The following is a 4588-nucleotide window of genomic DNA, read 5'->3' on the forward strand; positions in this document are numbered from 1 at the left end:
GTAGCTGTCCGAAGGACTGCTGGAGGAATCGTCGGACGAACCGCTGGAAGCCGAGGGCGGCGGGGGCGGCGGCGGGCAGCTGCACATGCAGCAGCTCCGCCTGCAGGCGGCCGTGGCCGAGCTGGGTGTAGTCCTGGCTCCAGCCGGCGAGGGCGCAGGCCAGTTCATCGGAGTCGGTTGCCTGGTGGCGGGCGATGCCGGTCATTGCGGTTCACCTCGGTTGTAGGCCGAGTATCGGTCAGCGCTGGTGCGCAGGCTTGTGCCTGCGCGCCAGGGTGTTGCGGCGCTCTGCCAGTTTCAGCGGCCGGCGAGGTAGGCGGCGGCCAGTGTACAGGCGCGTTCGATCAGCATGGGCGCCAGTTCCCGAGCGGTTTCGCTGTTGCGCCGGGTGTGCACCCAGCCCAGGTAGGTAGTGCCGCGCAGGGCGAGGAACAGCGGCAGGGCGGCGCGGTCGGCGGCGGACAGCGGCTTGACCGAGTCGTAGCCGGCCAGCAGTGCCGCCTGGATCTGCGCCAGGCGCGGGTCGTCGAGGCAGAAGTACAGCGCGGTGGCCAGCTCGAACATGTGCCAGCCGAAGCCGGCATCGTCGAAGTCGATCAGTTGCAGTTCGCCGCCTTCGAGCAGCAGGTTCTCCGGCACCAGGTCGGCGTGGATCATGCCGAAGTTGCCCAGGCTGCGGCCGTACTGGCGCAGGTCCAGACGCGCTTCCTGGCGCGCCCGCTGGAGCAGTTCGTGCTGTTCGGCGCTGAGTAGGTCCAGCTCCCAGAAACGCCCCCAGAACGGGTTGGCGCCCACCAGGCCTTCTTCGTCCCAGGCATGCCGGGTGAACTCGTTGGGCTGGCGCCACTGCGCCGAGTTCAGGTGGATGCGCGCGGCCACGGCGCCGGCCTGATGGAACAGCGCCTCGATGTCGCCATCGGCGCTCAGGCCCTGCTCGGCGGAGCCCAAAGTGCTGCCGGACAGCCAGCCGAGCATGTCGACGAAGCGCGATTCCTCCAGGGCGGCGCTGCGCACCTCGGCCAGGTGTTCGCCGCTGCGGGTGCGGATGATGCTCGGCACGCCGATGCCGCCGGCGGCCAGTTGCTCCATCCAGGTCAGCTCCGAGCGCAGCGCTGCTTCGCTGTGGTAGCCGCCGCGGTGCACGCGCAGGGCGCTGCGCGTGCCGTCGCTGCGGGTGGCGCAGAACACCGCATTCTCGCGGTATTTCAGCAGCTCCAAGCCGACGAAGTCGCCGTCCCAGTGGCGCAGGGCGTCCAGCGCCAGGTCGCGCAGGCAGGCGATCTGCTGGTCGTGATCAAGCTCTGCGAAACCAGCCTTGGAAATGTCGTTCATGGTGGCTCCTCAGAGTTCGCTCAGGACCTGGTCCAGGGTGTCGATGAAGTGCTCGCCGTGCTCGGCCTCGAACACCAGTGGCGGGCGGATCTTGAGGATGTTGTCGTCGCCACCGATCTTGCTGATCAGCACGCCGCGCTGGCGCATGCTGTTGACGATGCGCCGCGCTTCGAGGCCGGCCGGCTCGCGGCTGGTGCGGTCGCGCACCAGCTCCACGGCGAAGAACAGGCCCTGGCCACGGACGTCGCCGATGATCGAGTGGCGCTCGGCGAGGCGGTGCAGTTCAGCGCTGAGCTTTGCGCCCTGGCGCCGGGCATTGCCTTGCAGGTCCTCTTCGGCGATCACGTCGAGCACCGCCTGGCCGACGGCCGCCGCCACCGGCGAGCCGCCGAAGGTGTTGAAGTACATGTTGCTGCGACCGAAGGTCTCGACGCGCTCGCGGTTGGTCACCACGCCCGCCAGGGGGAAGCCGTTGCCCATGGGTTTGCCGAGGGTGACGATGTCCGGCAGCAGCGGGTGCGACTGGTGGCCCCACATGTGGTCGCCGGTGCGGGCGAAGCCCGATTGCACCTCGTCGGTGATCAGCAGGCCGCCGGCCTCACGCACCAGCTTCGCCACGCGCTCCAGGTAGCCGGCCGGCAGGCGCGGGATGCCTTCGTTGGCGAACAGGGTGTCGATCAGCATGGCCGCGAGACCGACACCGGCTGCCTGCAGTTCGGCGATGGCTTGCGCGACCTTGGCCACGTAGCGCTCGGCCACCTGCTCGGGCGTGCCGTCGGCATGGTAGAGGCAGGGGATCGGCACGGCACGCGCGTGGGCGGAGAACGGCTCGGAGCTGGGCAGGGCAGTGGTCACCGCCGCCAGCGTGGTGGTGTTGCCGTGGTAGTTGTAGTCGCTGACGATCACCCCCTTGTTGCCGGTGGCAAAGCGCGCCATGCGCAGGGCCAGCTCATTGGCCTCGCTGCCGGTGCAGGTGAACATCAGGCTGTCCAGCGGTTCGGCGAAGGTCGCGGTGAGGTTCTCGGCATAGCGCACCACGCGCTCGTTGAGGTAGCGGGTGTGGATGTTCAGCGTTGCTGCCTGCTCGGCCATGGCCGCCACCACCTTTGGATGGCAGTGGCCGACGCAGGGCACGTTGTTGTAGCAGTCGAGGTAGCGCTTGCCGGCGGCGTCGATGAGCCAGACGCCTTCGCCTTTCACCAGCTCCAGCGGCTCGTCGTAGAACAGCGGCGAGGCGTCGCCCATGACCTGGTGGCGGCGTTGCAGCAGGGTTGCTTCAGACATTCTCGGCATTCTCCAGAGGCTTGCCGGCGCGGCTGGCGGCGCGCAGCAGGTAGTTGAGGATGAGGGCGGCGACCACCAGGGCCAGGGCGCTGAGCATCGCCACTTCCAGCTGGAAGCAGGCGGCGATCACCACCAGCGTCAGCAGCATGCCGACGCTGGCCACGACCGGGCCGCCGCGCAGGCGGAAGGGGCGAACCAGACCCGGTTGGGTGCGGTGCAGGCGCAGGTAAGCGGCGAACAGCACCAGGTGGCAGCTGCCCAGCAGCAGGACGATGCACAGCAGGAGTTTTTCCGGCGGCACCAGGGTCAATGGGAGGCCGATCACGGTCAGCACCAGCAGGGCGACATAGGGCGCGCCACGGCGGTTGGTGCGGGCCAGCGCGGCGGGGAAGAAGCCGTCACGGGCCAGGGCGAACAGCTGGCGGGAGGCGGAGAACACCACCGAGAAGAAGGTCGCCAGCAGGCCGCACACGGCGCCCGAACCGACCAGCAGCGGCAGCCAGTCGCGCTCGCCGTAGAGCCCGCCGTGGGTCATGGCTGCGTACAGCGGGTCGCCCGCATTGCCAACCACTTCCACACCGGCCGCACCCGGTGCGCTGATCACCACGGTCAGGGCCGTCAGCAGCAAGGTGCCGACGGCGGCGATGATTCCGCGCGGCATGCTGCGGCCCGGTTCAGCGGCTTCTTCGGCGGCGGAGGCGACCTGTTCCAGGCAGATGAACATCCAGATGGCGAAGGGCACGCAGGCGAACACGCCGCCGACGCTCACGCCTGGCAATGCGCTGGTGGCGCTGGGCAGGAGGTTTTCCCAGTGCACGTGGGGCAGCATGGCGCCGCCGAAGGCCAGCAGGGCGATGGCCGCCACGGCGCCGGCCAGCAGGGTCAGCCCGAGGGCTTCACCGACGCCGATGATGTGGATGCCGATGATCACCGCGAACAGGCCGATGCGTACCGGCCAGCCGCCGAAGCCGAACACCGATTCCATGTAGGCGGCGAGGAAGTTCGCGGCCGCGCCGGTACCGATGGTCAGCGCCAGCGCGCAGGCGGCGCCGACCAGATAGCCGACGAAGGGCCCGAAGGCCAGCTGCGCGTAGGCGAATACGCCCCCGGCGTGGGGCCGCGCGGTAGAGAGTTCGCACACGCAGAGCGCGAGGCCGCCGCAGAGCACGGCCATCAGCAGGGTGGCGACGAGCATGTTGGCCCAGCCGCTGCTGGCCAGGCCGTAGTTCCAGCCGGAGAACTGCCCGGCGATGACCAGTGAAATGCCGAGCCCGGCGATCTGGGGCCAGCGGAGTACGCCTTGTTTGAGCATGGTGGTTGTCCCTTGCCTGTGGTTGGTCGAATGGATGAGCGGCAGTCAGCCGCGAGCGCCGGGGCGCAGCGGGCAAGGGAGGTGTTCGGCGAGTGCCGAGGGTTGGGTGCGTGGAGTCATGGGGCGGCCCTTCTTGTTGTTTTATGCGGGAGTGCACGCGCCCGCCGTCAGGTGCGGCGGGCAGGGAGAAGGTACGAAGGGTGCGGGGTGGGGCGATATCAGAAATGCGCAAAGACGTCTGTGCGGGTCGTCGGGCCGTAGGGCGAGTAACGCGTGAGCGTTATCCGCCGCCGAGGGGTTGGCGGATAACCCGTTCCGGGTTATGCGCCCTACGGGCAGCTTTTCGTAGGAGCGAGCTTGCTCGCGAACCGCCCCAGCGCTGGCGTTTACGTTTACGTAGGAGCGGACTCTGTCCGCGATGTGCTTGCTTGTGGTTGGGTGTTCAGCGCCGCTTCGGTGTGCGCGCAGACTCTGTGTTTCGCCCCCTCGGGCGAGTCCCTTTTGGCAAACGACCCAAAAGGAACCAAAAGGTCTTGCCCCGGACATCCGGTTTTTCGCTTAGGCGAAAAATTCCCTCGTTGAAGTGAAGTTTCAGGGGCACGCCGCGAAGGGCCATCCCTGGCCCATCGCGGCTCTCGCGACATCCATGTCGCTCAACCC

At 68.4% G+C, this 4588-nt stretch carries 3 protein-coding genes and 1 pseudogene; all 4 read right to left on the reverse strand.

Annotation, left to right across the window (positions count from 1 at the left end):
• Positions 1–205, reverse strand: a pseudogene (locus QO207_RS31140) (hypothetical protein); the annotation flags it as partial.
• Between the two features lie 92 nt (positions 206–297).
• On the reverse strand, positions 298–1332 hold the full coding sequence (locus tag QO207_RS31145; protein ID WP_301536098.1) for a phosphotransferase enzyme family protein: 1035 nt from the start codon (positions 1330–1332) through the stop codon (positions 298–300).
• A 9-nt stretch (positions 1333–1341) separates the two neighbouring features.
• On the reverse strand, positions 1342–2616 hold the full coding sequence (locus QO207_RS31150; RefSeq protein WP_301536099.1) for an aspartate aminotransferase family protein: 1275 nt from the start codon (positions 2614–2616) through the stop codon (positions 1342–1344).
• On the reverse strand, positions 2609–3928 hold the full coding sequence (locus QO207_RS31155; RefSeq protein WP_301536100.1) for an amino acid permease: 1320 nt from the start codon (positions 3926–3928) through the stop codon (positions 2609–2611). The genes QO207_RS31150 and QO207_RS31155 overlap by 8 nt, the downstream gene beginning before the upstream one ends.
• Positions 3929–4588 lie beyond the last annotated feature (660 nt).

Source organism: Pseudomonas sp. CAN1, from assembly GCF_030462585.1.
In the GTDB taxonomy this organism is placed as follows: Bacteria; Pseudomonadota; Gammaproteobacteria; order Pseudomonadales; family Pseudomonadaceae; genus Pseudomonas.

Excerpts from the sequence above, each read along its gene's own strand:
- QO207_RS31145 (WP_301536098.1), bottom strand. The coding sequence starts at position 1,332 with ATGAACGACATTTCCAAGGCTGGTTTCGCAGAGCTTGATCACGACCAG.
- QO207_RS31150 (WP_301536099.1), bottom strand. The coding sequence starts at position 2,616 with ATGTCTGAAGCAACCCTGCTGCAACGCCGCCACCAGGTCATGGGCGAC.
- QO207_RS31155 (WP_301536100.1), bottom strand. The coding sequence starts at position 3,928 with ATGCTCAAACAAGGCGTACTCCGCTGGCCCCAGATCGCCGGGCTCGGC.